This window comes from Bacillus sp. PSXD-155 (assembly GCF_049310765.1).
Lineage (GTDB): Bacteria > Bacillota > Bacilli > Bacillales > Bacillaceae_G > Bacillus_A > Bacillus_A cereus.
In genome coordinates this window covers 162,071-187,135 of record NZ_JBMOWC010000001.1, presented here as the reverse complement: position 1 = coordinate 187,135, position 25,065 = coordinate 162,071, and the positions used below count along the sequence as shown (strand labels likewise).

Sequence of the window (25,065 nt, the reverse complement as noted above, 5' to 3'; positions counted from 1 at the left end):
AAGCGTCAATCGTGGCATAATGATATTGCCATAGATTGACGTTTTTATTATATATGAAAAGGAATAAAACATGAAAATCAACCAATACATAAGCGAAGCAAAATCATGCTCAAGACGTGAAACAGACCGCCTTATTAAAGCTGGACGCGTGGCTATTAATGGCGAAATATGTACGCACGGTGCACTTGTGAGCGATGGTGATGTTGTAACGATTGATGGACAGGTTATTGCGAAAGAAGAGAAAGAAAAGGTGTATATCGCATTCCATAAACCAGTCGGAATTACTTGTACAGCAGCTGATCATATTGAAGATAATATTATTGATTATATCAATTACCCAGAGCGAATCTTTCCAGTTGGGCGATTAGATAAAGCATCAGAAGGACTTATTTTATTAACGAATGATGGCGCGATTGCCAATCAAATTTTACACGGTGATCACGAACACGAGAAAGAATATGTTGTCACAGTCGATAAACCTTTTACGGACTGGTTTATTGATGAGATGTCCAGCGGTGTAAAGATTAAAGATGGTATGACGAAGCCGTGCAAAGTGACGAGAGTCGATCAATCAACATTTCGTATCGTTTTAACGCAAGGAATGAACAGGCAAATTCGTAGAATGAGTCGTGCTTTCGGATTTACTGTAATAAAGCTAAAGCGAGTGCGCATTATGAATATAGAGCTAAATGAGCTTGGAGTAGGAAAATGGCGGAACATTGCAACTGAGGAATTAGAGATATTAAAAGGGCAGTTATAGGGAGGAAAAATTTTCTCCCTATATTTTTTTGTCAGAAAAAATAAAACTATTGATTTTTTAAAAAATAGCCCATATAATAAAAAACAACAAGTTTCGACAAGATATTTTATAAAAGTAATGATGAGGACATGAGTTGTATTTTACGATTCTCAGAGAGGGGAGCCTTAGGCTGTGAGCTTCCTAATACGAAAAGACAAGCTTACCACCTCTAAACTTCAAGAGTGAACTGCATACATGATGCATTGTAATTCTTGACGGATAAAACCGTTATCAATTTACACGAGCTATAAAATGAGCTTATTTTGCTATAAATTCATTTTATTAGAATAAGGGTGGAACCACGATTTCAACACTCGTCCCTTTGTTAGGGACGGGTGTTTTTTGCGTTCTTTTACGGGGAAGTATGCTTGAAAGAGGATATGTGACGGATTTAAAATCAGAATATTTTGTCAATTAATTATTTTAGGAGGTTAGTAGAAATGAAATCATCTTTAAAGTTTTCAGAGATGTTTGCAATAAGTTTAATGTTATTTGCACTGTTTTTTGGTGCAGGCAATATGATTTTTCCACCAGCGTTAGGGCAAGGTGCTGGAACGGACGTATGGATCGCGCTGTTTGGTTTTATCGTAACAGGGGTTGGACTACCTTTATTAGGAGTAATTGTTATAGCTTTAAAGGGAGATATTAATGAGCTAGCAGGACGTGTACATCCTATATTCGCACTTGTTTTTATCACTGCAATTTATTTATGTTTAGGCGTATTTGTAAGTGTGCCGCGTACAGGAACAGTAGCTTATGAGATGAGTGTTGCACCGTTTTTACCAAGTGAGATAGCTGGTCAGTCATATCCACTTGTTATCTTTACACTTATTTTCTTTGCAGTCACTTTCTATTTAGCTTTAAATCCTTCGAAATTAGTGGGGCGTATTGGTAAAGTACTAACTCCAATATTATTAGCAGTTATTGCAATTATCGTAGGTAAAGCACTTATTACACCAATTGGAGAATTTGGTGCACCGACAGAAGCGTATAGTGCTCCTCTCTTCAAAGGATTTATTGATGGATATTTAACTTTAGATGGACTTGCAGCACTTGTTTTCGGAAATGTTGTAATTCATGCGTTAAAAGAAAAAGGCATTACAAATAAAAATAGTATTGCAAAAGTAACAATCTTTGCAGGATTTATTGCAGCACTTGGTTTACTACTTGTATATTTAGCGCTTGCGTATCTTGGAGCTTCTAGTGTATCGCTTGGAATGGGCGCAAACGGAGGAATTATTTTAACAAATGTCGTGAATCATTTATTTGGTAGCTACGGAACTTTATTACTAGGGATCGCAATTACAGCAGCATGTTTAACAACTTCTGTAGGTATTGTTGCAGCTTGTGGTGATTACTTCTCTTCCTTATTACCAAAGCTTTCTTATCAAAAAGTCGTTTTCATTTTCTGTGTATTAGCATTTATGGTAGCAAACCTTGGGTTAACTCAGTTAAATGCATTAGCATTACCAATCTTAATCGCCATTTATCCAATTGGAATCGTACTTATCGTATTATCACTTGTTGAAAACTACGTTCGTCTTCCATTAGCGATGTATGTGGGCGGGATTGTAGGAGCATTTGCAATAAGTTTCTTTGATGGGTTACACAATGCAAACCTTCAAATTGCAGCGCTAGCACCTATTTTAGATAAGATTCCATTATATAGTGTAGGAATTGGTTGGTTAGTTCCAGGCATAATCGGTATAGGATTTGGTTATATAGTTTCTAAGTTTCAAAAGCAGGAAATTGCTGTAGAAAAATAGAGAAAAGAGGCTTTCTATAATAGAAAGTCTCTTTTTTTGTAGAAAAAGCCACATATAGAGAAATTCAGATATTAAAAATTTTATACGTAATATAGTTGACAAAAAATTTATGAGTAGGCTAAGATTGACTTAGTTGTGGAAATATTGGAAGGGAAGTGAGGGAAAAGGGTTTTCTATAACTAAAGTGTTGTTAGGGGGAAGAGGTGAAAGAAGAGGAGAAGAGATAGTTTATTTTTTTTGATTTATATTGAGAATGATAATCAATAAATAAGTTTTGAAATTTTTTCTCAGTTTCTATGCCTTCATATAAGGAATAGGGTGAGATATTATTTTTAACATTAAATGAGAATGATAATCAATAATACTTATATTACATAAAAGAATGCTAATTAAATAATAGGTAGAAGAGATTATTTTTTTCTTATAAATTGAGAATAATTATCATTTTCAAAAAGTGAAGTGAAAGATAACAAAGGAGGAAACAAGAAAAATGAAAAAGGTTTCTGTATTACCCGCTTTTATTATAATGTTCGTATGTATGCTAGCTTTTCTTGTAATGCCATACGGGAATGCTTCAGCAAAACTAGCTGATGGTACTTACGATATTAATTACGTAATTCAAAAAGCGGAAAATGATTCAGCTTCAATGGCAAATGACTATTTTGAAAAGCCAGCAAAATTAATAGTGAAAAACGGTGAGATGAGAGTACAAGTTCCGATGAATCATAGTGCTTGGATTACAGAATTTAAAGCACCAGAGAACGGGAATTTTGTTGATGCGAAAGTTGTTAGTAAAGATGAATCGGCAGATAAAAGAACAGTAGAGTTTAAAGTAGATGATTTATCCAAACCAGCAGCTGTAAAAATCCATGTTGTTGTACCAAATGCAAACTATGACCACCACTACACAATTCGTTTTGCTTTTGATGCAAATGTAAAAGCTGTAGGTGGCGATAACGGTGTAGCTGCTACAACAAAAAATAATGATCAAGCGAAAACAGATACACAAGTAAAAGAAGAGAAAACAAAAGTAGAGAGTAAGGAAACAGCTAAAGAAGCGAACAAAGAAACAAAAAATGAAAATGGAAAAGCTGAAAAAACAGATAACCCAAAAACAGGCGATGAAGCACGTATTGGATTGTTTGCAGCGTTAATTCTTATTTCAGGTGCTTTCTTAATTCGTAAAGTGAAATTGAGTAAATAAATCTTTTGAAGGGTGATGAATATATGTTTAAACAATTTAAAATGATTATTGCCGTATTTGCTGTTTTATTTACATTTATCGCAACAATAGGTTTACAAGATGCAAAGGCTGCTACAAAACTAGCTGATGGAAAATATAATATTGCTTTTACTGTATGGAAAGGCGATAAAGATGAATCGTCTAGAATGAATAGTTATTTTGAAAGCCCAGCAACATTAACAGTTAAAAATGGAAAACAATATGTTTCATTTAAAGTGAAAGATAGTGCTTCTATTAAAAGTTTCCAAGTAGAAAAAGATGGTCAATTTGTAGAAACAACCGTGTTAAGTGAAAACAAAAAAGATAATACTAGAGTTGTAGAATTTGAAGTTGCTGACTTGTCAAAAAAACTAAATGGCAAGGTGAAAATTAATATTCCAATTATTAATTATAATGCTTCGTATGATATTCGCTTTGTATTTGATGGGAACAGTATTAAATAATTTTCAAAAGGGAGAGTCGTTCCATTGAACAGGTATACAAAAATTATTGTTGCTATGTTTTTAATGATATTTACATTCGTATCAACATTACAACCACTTGCAGTTCAAGCAGCTACCAAGTTGGCTGACGGTGAATATTCAATTGGCTTCAAAGTTTTAAAAGATACATCAGATGAAGAATCGATGATGAATCAATATTCAGTAAGCCCGGGAACTTTAAAAGTGAAGGATGGGAAAAAGAAAGTATCCTTTACATTAACGAATAGTTCATGGATTACGAAGTTTGAAACAGAAAAAGCAGGTAAGCTAGTTGCGACAAATGTAATTAGTGAAGATAAAGAAAAAGACACAAGAGTAGTAGAATTTGATGTAGAAGATGTAGAGAAGGTATTAAATGCAAAAGTAAAAGTAGATATTGATTTTTTAAATTATCATCATGAGTACGACGTTCGTATTGCATTTGATCAAAATAGCATTACACCAATTCATGTAGAAAAACCAAATGAAAAAGAGGACCCAGCTAATAAGCCAGATCCAAATGAAACTACTGATCCAGGTCAGAAGCCCGACCAAAAGCCTGACCCAGATCAACAACCAAATTCTAACACAATTACAGATGGTGCGTACAGCATTCCATTTAAAGTATTAAAAGATCAAACAGATGAAGAATCTAAGATGAATACTTACATGGTAAATCCAGGAGTATTAAAAGTAGAAAACGGTAAGAAAAAAGCAATTGTAACACTAAAAAGTAGCTCATTAATTAAAAATTTCCAAACGGAAAAAGATGGCGCATTTGTTGATGCAAAAGTAGTGAGTGAGGATAAGGAAAAAGATACAAGAGTAGTAGAGTTTGAAGTAAACGATTTATCTAAAAAACTAAATACAAAAGTATTTATCGAAATGGCATCAAGAAATTATAAGCAAACGCATGATGTACAACTTTTATTTGAACAAGATAAACTTGAACAAATTAAAAATGAAGAGAAACAACCAGAAGTAGAAAAACCGGAAGCAGAAAAACCAGAAGCAGAAAAACCAGAAGCAGAAAAACCAGAAGTAGAAAAACCAGATGAAAATAAAAAACCAGATGCTGAAACAATTAAAGATGGTGAATACAGCATCAATTTTAAAGCATTAAAAGATCAAACAGACGAAATTTCAATGATGAACACATATACAAAAAGTCCAGGTGTGCTAAAAGTAAAAGATGGTAAGAAGTATGTATCATTTACGTTAACGAACAGTTCTTGGATTACAAAATTTGAATTTGAGAAAAATGGTTCGTTTGTTGATACAAATGTAATAAGTGAAGATAAAAAAGCTGATACACGCGTAGTGGAAGTAGAAGTAAACGATTTGTCTAAAAAATTAAATGCAAAAGTAAAAGTAGATATCGATTCAATGAATTATCACCATTTTTACGATATTCAATTTGCATTTGATAAAGGTAGCATTAAGCCGTTAGATAACCAAGGAGGAAACGACAACCAAGGAGGAAACGACAACCAAGGAGGAAACGACAACCAAGGAGGAAACGACAACCAAGGAGGAAACGACAACCAAGGCGGAAATAACAACCAAGGAGGAAACGACAAACAAGATAATAACACAACAATTGATCCAAAAGCTCTTAAAGATGGTGAATACAGCATTGGCTTTAAAGTGTTAAAAGATCAAACAGATGAAATCTCAATGATGAACACATACACAAAAAGCCCAGGTGTATTAAAAGTAAAAGATGGTAAGAAATACGTAGCGTTTACATTAACAAATAGTACATGGATTACGAAATTTGAATTTGAGAAGAATGGTTCTTTCGTTAATGCAAAAGTGTTAAGTGAAAATAAAGAACAAAATACAAGAGTAGTAGAAGTAGAAGTAAACGATTTGTCTAAAAAATTAAATGCAAAAGTAAAAGTAGATATTGATTCAATGAATTATCACCATTTCTACGATGTTCAATTTGTATTTGATCAAGACAGTATTAAAGCTTTAGGGAACCAAGGTGGAAACGACAACCAAGGAGGAAACGACAACCAAGGCGGGAATGACAACCAAGGTGGAAATAATAACCCGAAAGTAATAGTTGATCCGAAAAATTTAGTAGATGGCCAATATGATATTACATTTAAAGTATTAAAAGATAAAACAGATGAGATTTCAAAGATGAATGACTATGTTGTAAATCCAGCGAAATTAATCGTAAAAGATGGTAAAAAATACATTGAGATGACGCTGAAAAATAGTGCGTGGATTACGAAATTCCAAACGGAAAACAAGGAACTATTCGCTGATGCGAAAGTAGTAAGCGAAGATAAAAATGCAAATACGCGAGTAGTACAGTTTGAAGTAGAAGATCTATTTAAAAAATTAAACGCAAAAGTAAAGGTAGACATCGATGAGATGAACTACCATCATTTCTACGATGTACAAATTCAATTTGATACAAATAATATCGGCGCGTTAGGAACTATTAAAGAGGAACCGAAAAATGAACCGAAAAATCCAGTGACTACACCGAAAGTAGATAATGTAAAAACAGTAGGTACTCCTGATTTTAACCGAAATGCAGATGGTCAGAAGAAAAAAGAAGATACAAAAAATGATTCGAAAAAAGAGAAAAACTCAAAAACTGCAGATACAGCACAACTTGGTTTATACATGGTGTTACTGCTAGGTTCACTTGCTTTACTAGTTCGTAAATATAGAGCAGGTAGATTGTAATTTTTGGAGTCTTGATGCATGTTCGCGTGCATCAAGACTTGTTTCATATTGTATGGAAGGGAGTGGTGATTGAGAGTGAAGAAAATCGTAAGTGTACTAATGGCTATCATTTTGTTAATGAGTATAGCTGGGTGCTCATCACCAAAAAAAGAAACAGCAAAGCAGGTAAAGAGTGAGAGTAAGGAGCGCGTTGTTGCAACAACAGTGGCTGTTACTGAAATTATGGATGCGTTAGAAGTAGATTTAGTCGGCGTTCCAACAAGTTCTAAAACTTTACCGAAGCGATATAAAGGTTTACCTGAAGTTGGGAATCCAATGAGTCCAGATATGGAAAAGGTAAAGTCATTAAAGCCTTCAGAAGTGTTATCTGTGACAACACTTGAATATGAATTAAAGCCAGTTTTTGATGGTGTGGGTATGAAAGCAAACTTTTTAGATTTAACGAGTTTAAAAAATATGCAAAGTTCTATTAGCGATTTAGGTAAGAAATATGGACGTGAAAAGCAGGCTGAAGCAGTAGTAACTAAGTTAGATAAAAAGGTTGCTAGCATTCAAAAGGAAGTAAAAGGAAAGAAAGAACCGACAGTGCTTATTTTATTAGGTGTGCCAGGCAGTTATTTAGTAGCAACAGAGCATTCTTATATTGGAGATTTAGTGAAACAACTAGGTGGTAAAAATATTGTACAAGGTGAACAAGTAGAATATTTAGCTTCTAATACAGAGTATTTAAAGAAAGCTGATCCAGATATTATTTTACGAGCAGCTCATGGTATGCCTGATGAAGTTGTAAAAATGTTTGATAAAGAATTTAAAACAAATGACATTTGGAAACACTTTGCTGCGGTTAAAAAGAACCGTGTTTACGATTTAGAAGAGCGTTTATTTGGAACGACAGGCAATTTAGCAGCAATTGAAGCGTTAGATGAATTGAAAAAAATGATGTATCCGTGATGCATTTTAATATAAAGGAAGAGCAGAATGAATAAAAAAACTTGGAGTTTCCTCATTGTTACTGCATTGCTCATTGTTATGACATCATTGTCAGCGATGAAAGGGAGTTTAGAAGTAGGTATTGTTGAACTTGTACAAGGGATATTTACAGGTGGGAATGAAGATGTTGAAGTCATTAAAGATTTACGTTTCCCGCGTATTATTATTGCGCTGTTCACTGGAGCGACTCTTGCTGTTTCAGGGGTGCTTTTTCAAGCCGTTATGAAGAATCCACTCGCTGATGCTGGGGTAATCGGTATATCTTCAGGAGCTAGTTTTATGACACTCGTTATTATTACGTTGTTCCCGCAATTCTTTTTCTGGACACCCGTATTCGCCTTTTTAGGTGGTGCGTTTGCGTGTTATCTCGTTTATTCGTTTTCATGGAAGTCAGGGTTAAGCCCGCTTCGCATTATTTTAATTGGTATTGCCATTAATGCGATGTTTACTGGATTAAATGAATCATTCGTTACGATTTGTGGGTATTTTATTAAGAGTATTAAGCAAACGACGACTTCTAACATAACAATGAAGACGTGGGGCGATGTAGAAATAATGGTGACTTATGGAACGATTGGTCTTATTCTTGCCCTGTTCGTAGGAGCTTGGTGTAACTTATTATCGCTACAAGATAAGACTGCGAAAAACTTAGGCTTGCACGTGACGAGAGTTCGTCTTATTATTTCTGCCATTGCAGTACTCTTAGCGGCAGTATCAACAGCGATTGCAGGTGTTATTGCTTTTGTAGGATTACTAGTTCCGCATATTTCAAGACAATTAGTCGGTTCAGACCATAAAGTATTAATTCCATTTTCTGCTCTTGCAGGGGCGTTATTAATTTTGACGGCGGATACGATTGGAAGGTTAATTGTGCCACCTAACGAAATTCCAGCAGCAACAATTATGGCGGTTATTGGTGGTCCATTCTTAATATTCTTGCTTAGAAAGAGTGATAAAGTTCATGGAAATTAAAAATGTAACCTTTTCATACGATAACGTAACAAATCGTTTAAAGTCTGTTAGTAGTGAAATAGAAATTGGGAAAATTACAACAATCATCGGCCCGAATGGATGCGGGAAATCAACATTACTTAGTGTCATGTCTAGAAATCACGTTCCTAGCAGTGGAGAAGTAATACTTGATGGGAAAGCGATTAGTGAATATAAACCGAAAGAGTTTGCTAGAAAGCTAGCAGTTGTCCATCAACAAAATGAGGCTCCAGCAGATATTACAGTGGAAAAGCTAATAAGCTTTGGGCGTATGCCATATAAAAATATTTTCTCTCCGCAAACAGATGAAGATAGAGAAGCGATAGAGCGCGCACTAGTATGTACGAATTTACAAAGTAAGCGTGATAAGCCAATCTATGCTTTATCTGGTGGAGAGAGGCAGCGAGTTTGGATCGCAATGACATTAGCTCAAAATACACCAATGCTTTTCTTAGATGAACCGACAACATATTTAGATATTTACTATCAGCTAGAAATATTAGAGTTAGTGAAAGAGTTAAATGAAGTGTATGGGCTAACGATTGTAATGGTATTACATGATATTAATCAAGCCATTCGTTATAGCGACCATATTATCGTTATGAAAGATGGAGAGATCATTACGAAAGGTAATCCTAATGATGTAATAACAGAAGAAATGGTTAAAGCAATATATGGTGTAGATGTCATTGTAAAGCAGGATGAAGATACCGGATTGTACATGGTACCTATGGGAATCTAAAGGCTGAGCATAATCCGTTTTGAGGTGATAATTTGAATAGCAAGAAAGGACGGAAAAAGAATTCTTTTTTTCAACGCATACTTACAATTGCGTTTTTAGGAATCTTTTTCTATTCAATGTATGAGTTGGGCGGGATTTTCATGGATTATTATGAAAATCGTAAAGTAATGGCTGAGGCACAACATATTTATAAAAGAAGTCCAATGGAAGAAAAATCGGAAGACGGAGAGGTACGTAAACAGTTTCAGGATCTCCAGAAAATTAATCCAGAGATAGTCGGATGGATTACGATGGATGATACACAAATTAATTATCCAATCGTTCAAGCAAAAGATAATGATTACTATTTATTTCGTAATTATAAAGGTGAAGATATGAGAGCGGGAAGCATTTTTATGGACCATCGTAATGATGTGAAATCTCAAAATCGAAATACGATTTTATATGGCCATCGTATGAAAGACGGTTCTATGTTTGGTAGTTTAAAAAAGATGTTGGACGAAGACTTTTTCATGTCCCATCGTAAATTATATTACGATACATTATTTGAAGGATACGACGTTGAAGTTTTTTCAGTATACACGACAACAACGGACTTTTATTACATTGAAACGGATTTTGAAAATGATGTAGCATATACATCGTTCTTAAAGGAAATTCAAGAAAAATCACTGTACAAAACGGATACGGAATTGACGGCTAATGATGAAATTGTAACACTTTCTACTTGTGACTATGCGCTTGATCCAGAGGCTGGAAGGCTAGTTGTACACGCAAAATTAGTAAAAAGAAATTAAAGAAAAAAGTATAGAATATGAGAAGTGATAGATAACGCTTCTCATATTCTATACTTAAAAAAAGAACTGTTTTTACTGTGCTGCAGCCATTGGCATACGTACAACTTCAACATTGTAGTAAGCGATTTTATTATCAAGAATATATTCTGGCATCCCGCCTTGATGTGAGTGAGCATCTTTAAATGCTGAGCTCTTCGTCCAACCTTGGAAATCTTCTTTTGCATTCCAGCGTGTGCTAATTGTTACTTCATCATAATCAACTGTATTTTGCGTTAAAAGAACTTCTAATCCTAAAAAGCCTGGCATTGTTTCGACTTGACCTACTTTATTAAAACGCTCAATTAATTTATGTCCATTTCCCTTTGTAATTTTAGCTGTATTTGTAACAATAATCATGTTTTATTCCTCCTATAAATGTAGCCTTTATTTTCGAGAACTCATATACATTAAATGATAATGAAAATCATTATCATTGTCAATGGTAAATGTAAAATAAATAAGTTTTTTTATTGTTTTGGACAGTAAGATTTCCCTTTCAAAATGTAGTAAATATATGGTGGTTAAGCGAGAGAATGAGCGAGTTGTACTAGCAAAGCAATAATATGGTATAGTGAAACGAGGCTGTTTTTCAGTCTCGTTTTTGAAATGCTTCCTATAGAGAAAGCATGCAAATGGAAAGGAAGTTATTATATGCGATCAGAAGTAACTGTAAAAATAAAACCGAAATTTATAAAAGAAATTAAAAGTGGATATCCGCTTATTTTAAAAGATGCAATTCAAAATTTAAATGATGTTCAGGAAGAAGGAACAATCATTAAAGTGGTAGATGAGAAGAGTCAATTTGTTGGAAAAGGTTATTATGGAAAACAAAATAAAGGATACGGCTGGATTTTAACGAGAAAAGAGAGTGAACAAATTAATCAATCTTTCTTTGAAAGTAAAATAAAATCTGCCTTACATAAACGAAAGCAATTTTACAAATCAAGTGATACGACAGCATTCCGTGTTGTGAACGGTGAAGGTGATGGTCTTGGAGGCTTAATCATCGATTATTATGATGGCTATTACGTAGTAAGTTGGTATAGTGAAGGGATTTATACTTTCAGAGATGAGATTATAGCAGCTCTTCAAAAAGTAGCAAACTTTAAAGGTATTTATGAGAAAAAGCGTTTTGATACGAAAGGGAAATACATTGAAGGTGATGATTTCGTAGCAGGAGAGCGCGGTGAGTTCCCACTTATCGTAAAAGAGAATGGTGTGAACTTCGCTGTTTATTTAAATGACGGAGCGATGGTTGGTGTGTTTTTAGATCAGCGTAGCGTTCGAAAACAAATTCGTGATAAATATGCGAAGGGAAGAACAGTGTTAAATATGTTCTCTTATACAGGTGCTTTCTCTGTATTTGCAGCGCTTGGCGGAGCGAGTAAAACAACGAGTGTGGACTTGGCAAATCGTAGTTTAAGTAAAACGATTGAGCAGTTTAGTGTAAATGAAATAGATTATGAAGCACAAGACATTATTGTAGAAGATGTATTCCTTTACTTTAAATATGCAGCGAAGAAAAATATGAAATTTGATATGGTCGTACTTGACCCTCCAAGCTTTGCGCGCTCAAAAAAATATACGTTTAGTGCAGCAAAAGATTATAAAAATTTATTAAAAGAAACAATTGCTATTACAGAAAATAACGGGATTATTGTTGCTTCTACAAATTGTAGCGCATTCGATATGAAAAAGTTTAAAGGCTTTATCGATACAGCATTTAAAGAAATGAATGGCAAATATAAAATATTAGAAGAACATTCTTTACCAGAAGATTTCCGTACCATTGATCAATTTAAAGAAGGAGACTATTTAAAAGTAGTTTTCATCGAGAAAATTAAAGGTTAATAAAGAAAAAGGAGCTCGAGTTTACTTGAGCTCCTTTTTCTTATTGGACGATATTTTGCACTCTACCGACTTGCCCGTCCTGCAATCGTACTTTAATACCATGCGGATGGGAAGGGGAGTTTGTTAAAATATCTTTTACAATTCCACGTGTTAATTTGCCGGTGCGTTGATCTTGTTTTAATACAATATCAACTTCAAGACCGGGTGCGATATTAGAACGTTTTTGTCCGTTCATTTATACACCTGTACGTCTACGTTGGTTGTTTGTTTTTTTAGTTTGTTGGTTTTGTAATTTTTTCGTTTCTTGGCTTTGATTTGTATTATTTGACCCATTTCCATTTCCTTGCTTTTTCTTTGCAAGTTGTTCGCGCATTAAATCAGCTAAGCTTACTTTTTTGTTTTCTGACATGATAAGTCTCCTTTATATAAAGTTAATTATGAACAATCGTAGTGAATTTTATCATATCATTGTTAGGGGAGGAAGGGAAGTTGGTTTGAAAATTCATATATTTGTTTCAAGTCTGTAGTAGTTACGATACAATTGAATTGTTAACGTTTGTAAAAAGGGGATAGACATATGTCACATCATATTTTATTAGTTGAAGATGATCTCTCAATTCAAGAGATGGTGGAAAAGTATTTAATAAAAGAGGGCTTTCAAGTTACAATCGCATCTGATGGAGAAGAAGGCGTGAACACATATTTAAAAGGTTCATTTGATTTGATTATCCTCGACATTATGATGCCAAAGCTAGATGGCTTAGAGGTTGTGCGTATCATTCGTGAAAAAAGTGCGGTTCCGATATTAATGATGTCAGCAAAAGATACAGATGTTGATAAAGCTGTTGGATTAGGACTTGGAGCAGATGATTACATTTGTAAGCCATTTTCTATGATTGAATTGGCGGCGCGTGTAAAAGCAGGTATTCGAAGATCTACGAAATATTCGGCTACAGAAACAACAGAAAAGATGATTCAAATTGGTGATTTAACAATCGATCCAATTAATTTTACTGTGGAAAAAAATAGGAAGCCTCTCAAGCTTACTTTAAAAGAATTTGAGATTCTAAAACTGTTCGTAAAGAATCAAAATCGTGTATTTACAAAAGCACAAATATATACGCTAGTTTGGAACGAAGAGTATTATGGTGACGATAACGTTATTAATGTTCATATGAGAAGATTGCGTGAGAAAATCGAAAGTGATCCATCTAATCCAGAATATATCAAAACGTTATGGGGCATCGGCTATAAGTTGGAAGTGATGTAATATGGTCAATTTGTTAATAGGTATTATTTTCATATTGTTATGTGTCATTTACATACAATATAAAATGAGAAAAAATAGTAGTAAAAATTTGCGATACACATATGAAAAGTTAGAAAGTATTGTAAATGTACAAACAGGCGAGAAGTTACTCGTTATGACAGATGATCGAGAATTGCAAAAATTATTAGTGGCAATTAATCAATTATTAGATGCAAAACAGAAAACAAATGCAGATCATGCGAAAGTAGAAATTTCGATGAGAAAAATGCTTTCAAATATTTCACATGATTTAAAGACGCCACTAACAGTTATTCTTGGATATACAGAAATGTTAAATAAGGATAAAACAATGAATAAAGAAGAACAACAAATATTACTTGAAAAGGTGCATGTGAAAACACTAGAAGTAATGGAACTAATTCATAAGTTTTTTGATTTAGCAAAATTGGAATCTGGTGACAAGGCAATCGAGATGACAAAAGTAAATATGAATGAGGTTTGTCGTGAGAAGATTTTATCTTTTTATGATTTAGTGACGACGAAAGGGTTTCAAGTTCATATTGATATACCAGAAAAAAATATATATGCACTTGGAAATGTAGAAGTATTAGGTAGAGTATTGAATAATTTAATATCAAATGCAATTACATATGGAGACGATGGAAAGATACTGGGTATGACGTTAAGAGATGATGAAACGAATGTGTATATAGACGTATGGGATAAAGGAAAAGGGATTGATGAATCTCATATTGATAAAGTGTTTGAGCGTATGTACACACTTGAAGATTCAAGAAATAGATTGTACCAAGGAAGCGGTTTAGGGTTAACGATTACGAAAAGACTGGTGGAAGCGATGGATGGAAAAATTCATCTTTCTAGTAAGCCGTATGAAAAAACAATTTTTACAGTTGCATTAAAAAAGATGCAGTTTTAGCTTGTAGAGAAGTAGATTCTACAAGCTTTTTTTTCAGCGTAAGGAATTTGTAAGAAACGGGTAAGAAAAAAGAGATTTCCGTTGTCTATTATAAAAATATAAAGTAGTGCGAAAGGGGAAAGTGACATGACCTATATATTAAAAACGAATCAGTTAACGAAAGTGTTTAAAGGGAAAGAAGTTATTTCTAGCGTTAACATGCATGTGAAAAAAGGAGAGATATACGGTTTCTTAGGACCGAATGGTGCTGGTAAAACAACGATTATGAAAATGATTACAAATTTAATAAAACCGACGAGCGGTGAGATTGAAGTTTTAGGTGAGAAGTTAACAGACACATCTTATGAAGTATTAAAAAGAATGGGGACAATTATTGAATACCCAATCTTTTATGATAAATTAACGGCGAAAGAAAATTTAGAATTACATTGTGAATATATGGGCTATTACGATAAAAACGCAATTGACCATGCATTACATTTAGTGAAACTGCAAGGGATAGATAATAAAAAAGTAAAAGATTTTTCATTAGGAATGAAACAACGACTTGGTATTGCAAGGGCAATCGTGACAAAGCCAGAATTGCTCATTTTAGACGAACCCATAAACGGTTTAGATCCAATTGGTATTAAAGAGTTACGAGACTTATTTAAAATGCTCTGCAAAGAATATGGCATTACATTATTAGTTTCTAGTCATATTTTAGGTGAGATGGAATTAATGGCGGATACAATTGGTGTAATTCAAAATGGAAAACTAATAAAAGAAGTTTCAATGAAGAGTATTAACGGAAAACAAACAGAGTACATTGAAATTACTGTTCCTGATGTGAAGCGTGCAGCTTACATTTTAGAAGATAAACTTGGCATAAAAAATTATAAAATAATGAGCGGAAATATGATTCGTGTGTATGATACGGCAGTGTCTCAGCAAGCCATTTCAAAAGCACTTATTATGAATGATGTGGAAATTGAAAGTATTAATAAGAAACATAGTTCCTTAGAGGAATATTTCTTAAATGTAATGGATGGAGAGGGCATTCATGCTTAATGGATTGTTAGTGAATCTAGTAAGTGGATTGATCGTAATGTTCATAAGTGGGATTTCATATTATAGGAAACCAGAGCGAAAATGGTTGTTAATTCTACTAGTGATAGGAATGTTAAGCGTAATTACTGCTGGAATTAGAATGTTAACAGCGTAGAGAGAGTTATATAAAGAATGGAGGCGTGGTTTATATGTTTAAATTAATGAAACTCGAATGGAAAAAACATAAATTATCTAGTTATTTTAAAGGAGTAGCCATTTGTATTATAGCAATTTTTGCTGCGGTAAGTCTTATGGCATGGGCATCTAAAGTAGAGGATGAGTTGATGTTCTCTAGCTATATGGAATACATGTCTTTAGCAAATATTTTTATTAGAATTACATTTATTATTTTTGCATCGGTTATTTTATCACGTTTAGTGATTGATGAATACAAGAACAAAACAATACAGCTACTATTTATGTACCCACTGCAAAGGAAAATGCTAATGAGAGCGAAATTAGCAATTGTTTTTAGTTTTTGCTTTGTGAGCACGATAATCGCAACATTTATTATTAGTTTGCTCATATTCTGTATGAATCCAATAATAGGAATACTTGAAACGCCTGTTATGATGGGGGAAATAATAGCTACCGTTCCAACTACTATTATAAGTGCATTTATGATATCTGGTATAAGTTTAATTCCTTTATTTTTTGGAATGAGAAAGAAATCGACACCGACAACGATTACTTCAGCAGTAATAATTGGTATGCTGATTAATGGTAACGTTGGTCCTGGAAATGGTCAAGTAAGTATGTTTGATTTTATAGCTATCCCAATCGTGCTCTGTTTATTAGGAATTTTCATTAGTTATCTATCGTATCGAAAAATCGACAAGATTGATGTGGCGTGAAGCAAGCTTAAAACAAAAACGAACTGGGGTATGACTGGTGAAAAAAATAATAGTAATTGCAATATTAGTCATTACAATTGCTAGTGCGGTTTTGGGTTTTAAGGTATTTCAGGTGAAAGATTTTAAGCAAGAAAGGTCTTTTGAAATCAATAATATAAAAGAAATAGAAGTAGACAATGAAAACTGGAATATTGAATTTAAAAGTACAGACGCTAATAAAATAGTAATTTCCGCTCAAGGTCAACAAGTAGATAAAAAGATAGATCCCGTCAAAATAGAAAATGACGAAAATAAAATTGTGATTAAGCAAAAACAAAAGGTGACCAAATTTTTTAATGGTTTTACGTTTAGGAAGAAAAATAGTATATGTATAGCTATTCCGAGGAAAGCAATAGACAAAATTGTAGTCAATAATAAATCGGGTGATGTGAAAATAAACGATATAGTAGTAAAAAGTATCGTGACAAAAGGCAAGTCTGGAGATGGAATGATTACAGGACTATCGGCAGAGAAGGGTGAATTCATATCCGAAAGTGGGGATTTGATGTTAAAAGATAGTTCATTACAAGAAGTAAATATAACTTCTACTACTGGCGATAATTATGTGAAAAATGTAAAAAACGAAAATGTGAACATCACTTCAACATCTGGGGAAGTATTACTGAAAGATATGACAGAAGGAAAATCATTATTTATAGAAACAAAATCAGGGGATATTGGCGTACGGTATAAAGGTGTCCCAGCATCATTGAAGCTTATGGCTAAAAGTAATTCAGCTGATGTAATAGTGGATTTAAAAGGACTTAAGAAAGATAAAAATACAGAAAAAATAAAAATAGGAACGATTGGTGATGCAAAAAATGAAGCGAAGATTTTAAGTGAAACAGGAGTCATTTATATTGATTAAATCTTAGGAGGAAGGAGGACACTATCATGCTACATTTAATGAAGCTAGAATTGAAAAAGTTTAAGCTTGGTTGGTACGTGAAGAGAGCAATTATTGCAAATATTGTTATACTGGCATTAATGATCTTTGTGAGCATCATCGCTCAAGTAGAAGGTGATGCAGAAATAAGGAATCCAGAGACGATATTGTTAATGGCTAGCACAATAGTAAGAGCAACGTTTATTGTTTTTGGTAGTGTATTAATCGCAAGGCTAATAATTGGTGAATATAAAAATAAAACAATACTAATCATGTTTTCTTATCCCATTAACCGAAAGAAGATGATGGCTAGTAAGTTGGCTATTACAGCGACAGTAACATTTATAACAGTTATTGTATCTAACATTTTAGTAGTAGGAATTTTCTTTGGGATAGATAGTTATTTTTCAATTCTTCCTAATTCATTCACAGTAGATCAATTGATGCAAGAAGGAATAAAACTAGTTCCTTTAGCCATTGCAACTGCGGGGATGAGTTTAATCCCATTATATTTCGGAATGCGTAAACGTTCCGTGCCAACTACAATTGTTTCATCTCTTATCGTTGTCACAATTGCAATGAATAATGGCAACCCAGCGTTTTCTACAGCAACTTTTCTTCCCCTTCAACTAGCACTTGCAGCAATTGGAGTTGTAATTGCATATTACGGCATTAAAAATATAGAGAAGGAAGATATAACTGTATGATAAGAATATGTGAAAAAGAGTTGGTGTTACACCAACTCTTTTTTGTATATGTATGCTTCGTTACTACTCTGTAAATTTAGAGTGTGTGCTTAAATACTTTTGCACTTCTGGAGAAATGTTAAAGTTATTAGGACTTTTATATTCGATAGTAAACTCGCCGTCGGTACTTGTTTCAAAGGAGATTGCATAGCTATTCATTTTAGCATCGTAAGAAGTATTTTTGACTTCTGCATCTAGATTAAAATATTTTGTAATATACTCTTTTGAGTCCGTAATTGCTACTTGTTTTCCCCAAGGGGTACCATAATAGGTGAAATAAAGAGATACACTAATAACTCCAATAAGAGAAGTTAGTAAAATAGTTCCCATAGCTATTTTTTTATTTTTTGTATTCAATTTGGTTACTCCTCTTCGTAATATGTATTCATTTTAACCTATCTTTTCCATAAAACAACCATTAAGAAAAAATAGTTTCACATGAAACAAGTTACAGAAAAAGACAAGATATGTAAACATCTTGTCTTTTTTGTCGTTACATTTTAGGAGCTTCCATTCCAGCCGCAGCCCATTCTTCTTTTGCGGGGCCATATACGCCAGGAACTGTTAAGCCAGCTTGTCGCATTAAAACCGTCATTTGTCCGCGGTGGTGATTTTGATGATTAATGAGTGTCATTAAAAATATAGAATTCGGCATAGGGCGACCAAAGAAGTCATTAATAGTAGCTAAGTCTTTATCAGTCCATTTACTTTGAAGTGTTTCAACAAAAGCCGCGTTTACTTTACGGTATTCATCTGCAATTGTTTTTGCAGAAGTTGGAACAGGATAATCTTTCGATTCTCCTTCAAACTTTAGCCCTGTGCCAGATAGTATAACAGGAATTGCCGTCACGATGTGCCAAGCAACTCTACCTAACGTCCAATGTTCAGGTGCAATTTCTTGTGATAAAGATGCATCGGTTAATGAATCAAGCATTTTCTGAGTAGACTCTGCTTCGTATGTCCATGATTGCAAGAAGCCGTCAATTGTTTGGTACATTATTGTTATCCCCCTCTACTTATGTTCATAGATTAAGTTCGAGAAGAAATGACAAGTTCCCTTTATGTTTTAATGATGGTATTTAAAATTTTATATATAAATTTTATGATACTATTGAGTGTATATAGAATTATATTAATTTAGGGGGATATTATGAAAAGATTGATTTTAGGAATCATAATTTTATTTTTAATGGTAGGATGTAGCAATGAAATCTATAAAAAAGCAATGGATCAAGGGAAATTGGCGTTAGCGAGTAAAGAATATGACACGGCAGTAGCATCATTTGAGCTAGCATTAGAAGAGAAAAAGGATGATAAAGAAGCAAAGGTATTAAAAGACCAAACTACTAAGATGATAAGTTCGATAAAAGAGAAATCGAGTGGAAATATAGAACAAGCAATAGGTTTGTTTCAAGAAGTAGAAAAGATGAAAGATGGTTCCGCAATCCTTCAAAGTCAAGCGAAAGAACAAAAAGATTCGCTCATAGAGCATAAAGAGTTAAAAGGTCAATATATAGGTCAATTGGAAAAGGCAGAGAAGTTAAAGAATGATAAAAAGTATGAAGAGGCTAAAGGGATAGTAAATAAAATTGTTAACGATACTGGCCAAAATCAACAATTTATTTCGGAAAATCAACGGGCCGAAGAGCTGAATAAGCAAATAGATGGCTTACTAACTCAACAAGCAGAAGTTAAGAAAAAAGAGGAAGAGTTAAAAAATGAAAAGAAAAAAGAGGCTGATATTGGAAAGTTAAAGGGGTCTTGGATGTCATCAGAAAGTACAGACAGGCCAGTTGGGTTGGAAATAGAATCTATTAATAGTGAGAAAACAGGCGGAGAATTTATGGAACATAATATTTTTGGGAAAGGGACTACTATAGGAGACTTTCGAATATTAAGTGTGGACCAAGGGATTATTTCCATAGAGCTTGTATTTTTAATGGGAGAAAGAAAACAGAAGGTTGATTTGAAACTTGAGGAGAACACATTAACTGTACATCATGAGTTTATGGGAGGGACTAAATCTGTGAAATTAGTGAGATCAGAGTAATTTATCCCGCTATTCACCTGCAGTAAAATTCCCACCTCAAGATTCGGCTGGAGCAAAGAAGTTAGGTGGGAGATCCACTGCTCATAAAAGCCCAATTGGTTTGGGTTAATAATCAGTGGGGATGAAGCCCCCCCCCCACTAATTAAAGTTTCACTTTATTTAGTATATAAAAAGGAGGCTTCTAAAACGAAGCCTCCTTTTTAATTAACTTTCTTCCCACTCTTCCTCATTAGCCATAAGAAATAAGGTGCTCCAAGTACAGCAACGACAAGACCAGAAGGAATTTCTTTCGGATATGCGATTGTACGTCCAAGTAAGTCAGCAACAGAAAGAAGGATTGCTCCAAATAGTGCTGAACAAACGAATAGTCTTTGATGATTCATACCAACAACAATTCTTGCTAAGTGAGGTGCGACAAGGCCTAAAAAGGCAATTGTACCGACAGCAGCGATATTTACTGATGCAAGTAGTGTCGCTAGCACAATCAGAGCAAGACGTGTTTTATTTACTGGTTGCCCAAGTCCAGTTGCTAAATCGTCTCCCAGTACGAGAACGTCAAGTTGTTTTATTAAGAAAAAGATAATGAATACAAGAATTAGAGATGGATATAGAATGATATTTTCTAAGTGATTCCACCCTCTTGCATACGTACTGCCAGATAACCATGTTAAAGCAGCGGCAACATTCAAATTGGCTCTAACGATAAAGATTTGAATAATTGCTGAGCCAAGTGCAGAAATACCAATTCCTATTAAAGCAAGAGCTGTTGGGCTAAATCCTGATTTCCATGAGAAGAAGAGGACAATTCCAACTGCAAGTAGTCCGCCGATAAATGCACCAATTGGTAGGAAGAAACCAGGAAGTGCAGGAAAGACATACATAACAGTTAAAGCACCGACACCAGCTCCTGATGAAATACCAATAATAGAAGGATCGGCAAGTGGGTTTCGTAATATACCTTGGAAAACAAGCCCACTTATTGCAAGGCATGCACCAGCAATAGCGGCAACGAGCATTCTTGGTAATCGAAGATTCATCATCATGTTTTTGTCAAATTGTGTTAATTGACCTGATATAACATTTGTAATGCTTTCGATATAAGCGTTACTACCGATTGTAACACCAAGAGCAATCGTCACAATACAAAGTGTGATAGATATAATGATTACCTTTTTATAAGAGTAATAGCGGGAACTAGCTCCAGCTGCATTCGCACCGTTATCATTCATATATTGTTTCGACTTCATCATTCGATACACTAAGTAAATAAGCCAAGGAGATCCAATCATTGCTGTGACTGCCCCAACAGGAAGTTCTGCACCGGTTGGATCTATTAATCTACCGACAACATCTGCTCCAAGCAATAATACTGCCCCCCATAAGAAAGAAGAGAGAAGAAGAGTAAAGTGTTGACGGTATCCGATAAGGCGCATTAAATGAGGTGCAACTAAGCCGACAAAGCCAATTGGTCCAACAACAGTAACAATTACTGCTGTTAAAAAGATTGCAGCAATGAAGGCGATAAGACGTGTTACTGCTGTTTTTTCACCAAGAGAAATAGCAACATCATCACCAAGTAAGAGAATGTTGAGTTTACGAGACATAAATAGTAAAACTAGGAAAGAAATAATGATAAATGGAAAAGCAAATTGAACGCCATCCCAGTTATTTTGAATAAGAGAGCCAGCTCCCCATAAAAATAAACCAGCTGTTTCATTTTCATAGAAAAGCTGCATCGTTCCGGTAAAGGCAGAGAGCATTAATGTAACGACCATACCAGCTAATGCCATTCTAAGTGGGGTTCCCTTTTTTCCACCAGAAATACGGTATACAAATAAAGCAGTAATAGCACCACCGATAAATGTGAACAGAAGAGAATTAATTTGTAAATCTTTCGGTAAGAAAATTGTAGCCGCTACTAGAAAGAAATATGCGCCAGAGTGAATACCCATTGTACTGGATTCAGCAAGTGGATTTTTCGTTAACGTTTGTAAAATAACCCCTGATGCAGCAAGAGCGCCTCCAGCTAAAATGGCAATTACAGCTCTAGGTAATCGAAGCATGATTAAAGTTTGATGTTCTAGCGATTGGTTCGGTGAGATAAGAGCATCAATAATCATACTATAGGAAATGTTTGCTTGACCTTGTCCGATATGAATAAAGAAAAGGAGGAGCAAGAGAGCTGCTCCTCCTCCGAATACAAGACTTGCTCGAAGTGTATGTTTTAGGCTATTCATCGTGTAATCACTTCTTCGCTGTCATTACATCTGCTACTTGTGTTGCTAAAGATGTTGCAGACTCAGGACCACCGAAAATCCAAGTGTCGCCTTTTAATTTATACATTTTGTTTTCTTTTTTGAACTTTAATTCTTCCCAAGCAGGGTTGCCTTTTAGTTGCGTGTCAAAAATGTTATCTTCATCCGCTACAATGTAAATGAAGTTTGAATCTTGTACACTTTGTAATGATTCTACAGTTGTTTGTTTAAAACCATCTGGCTCAGATTTTCCTGCTTCAAAAGTATTTGTTAGACCTAATTTTTTTGTAACTTGTAAAGCTAAAGAATTTTCAGTTAAGATACGGAATGTTGGTACGTTTTTAGCAGTAAATGCTTGTGCCATTGCGATGTTTTTATCTTTTAAGTCTGCTTTATCAATTTTTGCTTTTGCATCAGCGAATGCTTTATCCATATCAGCTAATACTTTTTTACCTTCTTCTTCTTTTCCAACTGCTTTTGCAATTTGTTTAAATGTTTCTGTCATTTCAGCAAAGTGATCGTTATTGCTTGTTGATGGATCAAACATAACTGTTGGTGCAATTTGCTCTAATTCATTTTTAATTGCTTTACCACGGAATGAAGCTGTAATAATTAAGTCTGGTTTTAAACGGCTAATTTCTTCTAAGTTTGGTTGTTGACGTGTCCCTACATCTACAACATCTTTACTCGGTTTTGTTTTTGTATTTACCCATTTATTATAATTCTTAATGTCTGCCATCCCTACTGGCTGAACACCAAGTGCTAATAAGTCTTCAGAATATACCCACTCAAGTACAACTACTTTTTTTGCTGGTTTATCTAACTTCGTTTCCCCTTCAGCGTGTTTAATTGTTATAGCTTGATTTTTATTGTCCGCTTTTGTTTCTTTTTTCTCCTCTTTTTGCTGTCCGCATCCAACAGCGAATAGAAGAACTACTATGAAAATACTGAGAATTTTCTTCATCTTCTGCCCCCAAATTAAGTGTTTTTTGTAACTAGTACCATAAGTGAAAATGGTTATCAATTACAACACCCAAATCATACTATGAGGGTATTTTAAGTGTCAATATATTTTTAAAATTTTGACGAAAAATAACGAATTATACGGATTTTTATATATTATAGTCGCTATTTATGAAGAATAAGCCTCTTTACTAAAAATATTGGCGAATGTGGAAAGTTTAAATGGGAAAGTGGCTGTGTACGATAGTGTAATGTGTATTGTTAATAGTCTGTGGAGATAAGGCGAAAGTACAAGCAAAAGGAGAGTGAATCGCATGTAATAATTACTAGAATGTATGGAGGAAATCTGTGTTTTATCCCCGACTAGGCAAAGTATTTCTTTGTTATTTAGATAGGTGTTTTTTAAGTCGGTGATTGCGCTAAAAAGATCGAATGTAAAGGAAGTGATCAACATGTCTTCATGGAGCAATAACGTAAATGGATATTGTGGGTGTAATAATCAAAATGGTGTACATGTTGATTCATGCTGTTTTAGTTGCGATGGGACAGTTCCTAAGGTTGGTCCAACCGGTCCGACGGGGGCAACAGGAGCAACAGGTGGCGCAGGCCCAACGGGAGCAACAGGTGGCACAGGCCCAATGGGGGCGACAGGAGTAACAGGCGACACAGGTCCAACGGGAGCGACAGGAATAACAGGAGCAACAGGTCCAACGGGAGCGACAGGAATAACAGGAGCAACAGGCCCAACGGGAGCGACAGGAATAACAGGGGCAACAGGCCCAACGGGGGCGACGGGAGTAACAGGAGCAACAGGAATAACAGGGGCAACAGGCCCAACGGGGGCGACGGGAGTAACAGGTTCAACAGGAGCAACAGGCCCAACAGGAGCGACAGGTTCAACAGGAGCAACAGGCCCAACAGGAGCGACAGGAATAACAGGAGCAACGGGTCCAACGGGAGCAACCGGGGCAACGGGTTCAACAGGAGTGACAGGCCCAACGGGAGCAACAGGCTCAACAGGCTCAACAGGCTCAACAGGTCCAACGGGAACGACGGGTTCAACCGGTCCGACAGGAGCAACAGGAGCGACGGGCTCAACGGGTTCAACCGGGGCTACAGGTACAAGTATCACGGCGACATATGCATTTGCAAATAATACGTCGGGAACAGCGATATCGGTAGTTCTTGGTGGAACGAATGTCCCGCTTCCGAATAATCAAAACATCGGTCCAGGAATTACTGTTTCTGGTGGAAACACAGTATTTACGGTTGCAAATGCTGGTAATTATTATATTTCATATACAATTAATATAACGGCTTCATTATTAGTCAGTTCACGGATTACAATTAATGGAGGGGCACTTGCTGGGACGATAAATTCTCCTGCGGTAGCAACCACATCATTTAGTGCAACAATTATTACAACTCTTGCAGCAGGAGATGCTATTAGCTTACAATTATTTGGTTTGTTAGCTGTTGCGACATTATCAACAACTACCCCAGGAGCGGTATTAACAATTATAAGATTAAGTTAATGACAAACTCTCTTACTCTTTTAAGATTAAGAGAGTTTCTACATATAATAAGAA

Annotated in this window: 26 protein-coding genes and 1 other annotated feature; of the genes, 19 read left to right on the top strand and 7 right to left on the bottom strand. The window is 34.9% G+C overall.

Annotation, left to right across the window (positions count from 1 at the left end):
* The first annotated feature begins 70 nt into the window (after positions 1 to 70).
* From ACO6VI_RS00930 to srtB, 9 genes are all read left to right on the top strand, one after another.
* Complete coding sequence (locus ACO6VI_RS00930; RefSeq protein WP_000700737.1) at positions 71 to 760, top strand: 23S rRNA pseudouridine(2604) synthase RluF; 690 nt, start codon at positions 71 to 73, stop codon at positions 758 to 760.
* Between the two features lie 108 nt (positions 761 to 868).
* Positions 869 to 1,124: a binding site (T-box leader), on the top strand.
* A gap of 115 nt (positions 1,125 to 1,239) precedes the next feature.
* A complete protein-coding gene (gene brnQ6, locus ACO6VI_RS00925) occupies positions 1,240 to 2,565 on the top strand; it encodes a branched-chain amino acid transport system II carrier protein BrnQ6 (RefSeq protein WP_000842650.1) in 1,326 nt (441 codons plus the stop codon).
* Positions 2,566 to 3,055: 490 nt separating this feature from the next.
* Positions 3,056 to 3,769: a heme uptake protein IsdC gene (gene isdC, locus ACO6VI_RS00920; RefSeq protein WP_000757939.1), complete on the top strand. Its 714-nt coding sequence runs from the start codon at positions 3,056 to 3,058 to the stop codon at positions 3,767 to 3,769.
* 23 nt (positions 3,770 to 3,792) lie between these two features.
* On the top strand, positions 3,793 to 4,251 hold the full coding sequence (locus tag ACO6VI_RS00915) for an NEAT domain-containing protein (protein ID WP_023523142.1): 459 nt from the start codon (positions 3,793 to 3,795) through the stop codon (positions 4,249 to 4,251).
* A 24-nt stretch (positions 4,252 to 4,275) separates the two neighbouring features.
* The gene (locus tag ACO6VI_RS00910; RefSeq protein WP_422422960.1) at positions 4,276 to 6,978 is read left to right on the top strand and encodes an NEAT domain-containing protein; all 2,703 of its coding nucleotides are present in this window, start codon (positions 4,276 to 4,278) and stop codon (positions 6,976 to 6,978) included.
* Between the two features lie 69 nt (positions 6,979 to 7,047).
* The gene (isdE, locus tag ACO6VI_RS00905; RefSeq protein ID WP_063548732.1) at positions 7,048 to 7,929 is read left to right on the top strand and encodes a heme ABC transporter substrate-binding protein IsdE; all 882 of its coding nucleotides are present in this window, start codon (positions 7,048 to 7,050) and stop codon (positions 7,927 to 7,929) included.
* Between the two features lie 27 nt (positions 7,930 to 7,956).
* Positions 7,957 to 8,940: a FecCD family ABC transporter permease gene (locus ACO6VI_RS00900; RefSeq protein ID WP_063548730.1), complete on the top strand. Its 984-nt coding sequence runs from the start codon at positions 7,957 to 7,959 to the stop codon at positions 8,938 to 8,940.
* On the top strand, positions 8,930 to 9,700 hold the full coding sequence (locus ACO6VI_RS00895; protein ID WP_000403765.1) for an ABC transporter ATP-binding protein: 771 nt from the start codon (positions 8,930 to 8,932) through the stop codon (positions 9,698 to 9,700). The genes ACO6VI_RS00900 and ACO6VI_RS00895 overlap by 11 nt, the downstream gene beginning before the upstream one ends.
* A gap of 32 nt (positions 9,701 to 9,732) precedes the next feature.
* A complete protein-coding gene (gene srtB, locus ACO6VI_RS00890; protein ID WP_063548728.1) occupies positions 9,733 to 10,497 on the top strand; it encodes a class B sortase in 765 nt (254 codons plus the stop codon).
* Positions 10,498 to 10,569: 72 nt separating this feature from the next.
* On the opposite strand, the gene isdG is transcribed toward srtB, so the two are convergent.
* Positions 10,570 to 10,893 carry a heme oxygenase gene (gene isdG, locus ACO6VI_RS00885; RefSeq protein ID WP_000587824.1) on the bottom strand — a complete coding sequence of 108 codons (324 nt, stop codon included), beginning with the start codon at positions 10,891 to 10,893 and terminating at the stop codon, positions 10,570 to 10,572.
* Between the two features lie 294 nt (positions 10,894 to 11,187).
* On the opposite strand from isdG, the gene ACO6VI_RS00880 reads away from it, so the two are divergent.
* Entirely contained in the window at positions 11,188 to 12,387 is a 1,200-nt protein-coding gene (locus ACO6VI_RS00880) for a class I SAM-dependent rRNA methyltransferase (protein ID WP_001255968.1), read from the top strand.
* A gap of 40 nt (positions 12,388 to 12,427) precedes the next feature.
* Here the strand turns inward: ACO6VI_RS00880 and ACO6VI_RS00875 are convergent, their stop codons facing one another.
* Together ACO6VI_RS00875 and ACO6VI_RS00870 are read right to left on the bottom strand one after the other, a co-directional pair.
* A complete protein-coding gene (locus ACO6VI_RS00875) occupies positions 12,428 to 12,622 on the bottom strand; it encodes a YwbE family protein (RefSeq protein WP_001014310.1) in 195 nt (64 codons plus the stop codon).
* Entirely contained in the window at positions 12,623 to 12,796 is a 174-nt protein-coding gene (locus ACO6VI_RS00870) for a hypothetical protein (protein WP_001293585.1), read from the bottom strand.
* A gap of 168 nt (positions 12,797 to 12,964) precedes the next feature.
* Between ACO6VI_RS00870 and ACO6VI_RS00865 the strand changes: the two genes are divergently transcribed.
* The 7 genes from ACO6VI_RS00865 (at position 12,965) to ACO6VI_RS00835 (ending at position 18,169) form a co-directional block, all read left to right on the top strand.
* Positions 12,965 to 13,657 (top strand): response regulator transcription factor, encoded by a 693-nt coding sequence (locus tag ACO6VI_RS00865; RefSeq protein WP_000018060.1) that lies wholly within the window; start codon positions 12,965 to 12,967, stop codon positions 13,655 to 13,657.
* 1 nt (position 13,658) lies between these two features.
* Positions 13,659 to 14,594: a HAMP domain-containing histidine kinase gene (locus tag ACO6VI_RS00860; RefSeq protein ID WP_000247669.1), complete on the top strand. Its 936-nt coding sequence runs from the start codon at positions 13,659 to 13,661 to the stop codon at positions 14,592 to 14,594.
* A gap of 126 nt (positions 14,595 to 14,720) precedes the next feature.
* On the top strand, positions 14,721 to 15,644 hold the full coding sequence (locus ACO6VI_RS00855) for an ABC transporter ATP-binding protein (RefSeq protein ID WP_063548726.1): 924 nt from the start codon (positions 14,721 to 14,723) through the stop codon (positions 15,642 to 15,644).
* Positions 15,637 to 15,798 (top strand): hypothetical protein, encoded by a 162-nt coding sequence (locus ACO6VI_RS00850; protein ID WP_000931770.1) that lies wholly within the window; start codon positions 15,637 to 15,639, stop codon positions 15,796 to 15,798. Before ACO6VI_RS00855 ends, ACO6VI_RS00850 begins: the two co-directional genes overlap by 8 nt.
* A 34-nt stretch (positions 15,799 to 15,832) precedes the next feature.
* Positions 15,833 to 16,537 carry an ABC transporter permease gene (locus ACO6VI_RS00845; protein ID WP_063548724.1) on the top strand — a complete coding sequence of 235 codons (705 nt, stop codon included), beginning with the start codon at positions 15,833 to 15,835 and terminating at the stop codon, positions 16,535 to 16,537.
* A gap of 37 nt (positions 16,538 to 16,574) precedes the next feature.
* A complete protein-coding gene (locus tag ACO6VI_RS00840) occupies positions 16,575 to 17,444 on the top strand; it encodes a DUF4097 family beta strand repeat-containing protein (RefSeq protein WP_000721012.1) in 870 nt (289 codons plus the stop codon).
* A 26-nt stretch (positions 17,445 to 17,470) separates the two neighbouring features.
* Positions 17,471 to 18,169, top strand: a complete 699-nt coding sequence (locus tag ACO6VI_RS00835; protein WP_000902920.1) for an ABC transporter permease — start codon at positions 17,471 to 17,473, stop codon at positions 18,167 to 18,169.
* Between the two features lie 63 nt (positions 18,170 to 18,232).
* Here the strand turns inward: ACO6VI_RS00835 and ACO6VI_RS00830 are convergent, their stop codons facing one another.
* A complete protein-coding gene (locus ACO6VI_RS00830) occupies positions 18,233 to 18,565 on the bottom strand; it encodes a hypothetical protein (RefSeq protein ID WP_001093302.1) in 333 nt (110 codons plus the stop codon).
* A gap of 136 nt (positions 18,566 to 18,701) precedes the next feature.
* Positions 18,702 to 19,205 carry a DinB family protein gene (locus ACO6VI_RS00825; RefSeq protein ID WP_000284950.1) on the bottom strand — a complete coding sequence of 168 codons (504 nt, stop codon included), beginning with the start codon at positions 19,203 to 19,205 and terminating at the stop codon, positions 18,702 to 18,704.
* Between the two features lie 153 nt (positions 19,206 to 19,358).
* Between ACO6VI_RS00825 and ACO6VI_RS00820 the strand changes: the two genes are divergently transcribed.
* Complete coding sequence (locus ACO6VI_RS00820) at positions 19,359 to 20,258, top strand: hypothetical protein (protein WP_071731442.1); 900 nt, start codon at positions 19,359 to 19,361, stop codon at positions 20,256 to 20,258.
* 200 nt (positions 20,259 to 20,458) lie between these two features.
* Here the strand turns inward: ACO6VI_RS00820 and fhuB are convergent, their stop codons facing one another.
* On the bottom strand, positions 20,459 to 22,495 hold the full coding sequence (gene fhuB / locus ACO6VI_RS00815; protein ID WP_161520053.1) for a Fe(3+)-hydroxamate ABC transporter permease FhuB: 2,037 nt from the start codon (positions 22,493 to 22,495) through the stop codon (positions 20,459 to 20,461).
* Between the two features lie 7 nt (positions 22,496 to 22,502).
* Entirely contained in the window at positions 22,503 to 23,477 is a 975-nt protein-coding gene (locus ACO6VI_RS00810) for an ABC transporter substrate-binding protein (RefSeq protein WP_000722820.1), read from the bottom strand.
* Positions 23,478 to 23,928: 451 nt separating this feature from the next.
* Between ACO6VI_RS00810 and ACO6VI_RS00805 the strand changes: the two genes are divergently transcribed.
* Positions 23,929 to 25,011, top strand: coding sequence for a collagen-like protein (locus ACO6VI_RS00805; protein WP_142321536.1), 1,083 nt, complete (start codon positions 23,929 to 23,931; stop codon positions 25,009 to 25,011).
* Positions 25,012 to 25,065: the final 54 nt, after the last annotated feature.

Coding starts and splice junctions, on each gene's coding strand:
- ACO6VI_RS00930 (WP_000700737.1), top strand. CDS start 71: ATGAAAATCAACCAATACATAAGCGAAGCAAAATCATGCTCAAGACGT.
- brnQ6 (WP_000842650.1), top strand. CDS start 1,240: ATGAAATCATCTTTAAAGTTTTCAGAGATGTTTGCAATAAGTTTAATG.
- isdC (WP_000757939.1), top strand. CDS start 3,056: ATGAAAAAGGTTTCTGTATTACCCGCTTTTATTATAATGTTCGTATGT.
- ACO6VI_RS00915 (WP_023523142.1), top strand. CDS start 3,793: ATGTTTAAACAATTTAAAATGATTATTGCCGTATTTGCTGTTTTATTT.
- ACO6VI_RS00900 (WP_063548730.1), top strand. CDS start 7,957: ATGAATAAAAAAACTTGGAGTTTCCTCATTGTTACTGCATTGCTCATT.
- ACO6VI_RS00895 (WP_000403765.1), top strand. CDS start 8,930: ATGGAAATTAAAAATGTAACCTTTTCATACGATAACGTAACAAATCGT.
- isdG (WP_000587824.1), bottom strand. CDS start 10,893: ATGATTATTGTTACAAATACAGCTAAAATTACAAAGGGAAATGGACAT.
- ACO6VI_RS00880 (WP_001255968.1), top strand. CDS start 11,188: ATGCGATCAGAAGTAACTGTAAAAATAAAACCGAAATTTATAAAAGAA.
- ACO6VI_RS00875 (WP_001014310.1), bottom strand. CDS start 12,622: ATGAACGGACAAAAACGTTCTAATATCGCACCCGGTCTTGAAGTTGAT.
- ACO6VI_RS00870 (WP_001293585.1), bottom strand. CDS start 12,796: ATGTCAGAAAACAAAAAAGTAAGCTTAGCTGATTTAATGCGCGAACAA.
- ACO6VI_RS00865 (WP_000018060.1), top strand. CDS start 12,965: ATGTCACATCATATTTTATTAGTTGAAGATGATCTCTCAATTCAAGAG.
- ACO6VI_RS00860 (WP_000247669.1), top strand. CDS start 13,659: ATGGTCAATTTGTTAATAGGTATTATTTTCATATTGTTATGTGTCATT.
- ACO6VI_RS00855 (WP_063548726.1), top strand. CDS start 14,721: ATGACCTATATATTAAAAACGAATCAGTTAACGAAAGTGTTTAAAGGG.
- ACO6VI_RS00850 (WP_000931770.1), top strand. CDS start 15,637: ATGCTTAATGGATTGTTAGTGAATCTAGTAAGTGGATTGATCGTAATG.
- ACO6VI_RS00845 (WP_063548724.1), top strand. CDS start 15,833: ATGTTTAAATTAATGAAACTCGAATGGAAAAAACATAAATTATCTAGT.
- ACO6VI_RS00835 (WP_000902920.1), top strand. CDS start 17,471: ATGCTACATTTAATGAAGCTAGAATTGAAAAAGTTTAAGCTTGGTTGG.
- ACO6VI_RS00825 (WP_000284950.1), bottom strand. CDS start 19,205: ATGTACCAAACAATTGACGGCTTCTTGCAATCATGGACATACGAAGCA.
- ACO6VI_RS00820 (WP_071731442.1), top strand. CDS start 19,359: ATGAAAAGATTGATTTTAGGAATCATAATTTTATTTTTAATGGTAGGA.
- fhuB (WP_161520053.1), bottom strand. CDS start 22,495: ATGAATAGCCTAAAACATACACTTCGAGCAAGTCTTGTATTCGGAGGA.
- ACO6VI_RS00810 (WP_000722820.1), bottom strand. CDS start 23,477: ATGAAGAAAATTCTCAGTATTTTCATAGTAGTTCTTCTATTCGCTGTT.
- ACO6VI_RS00805 (WP_142321536.1), top strand. CDS start 23,929: ATGTCTTCATGGAGCAATAACGTAAATGGATATTGTGGGTGTAATAAT.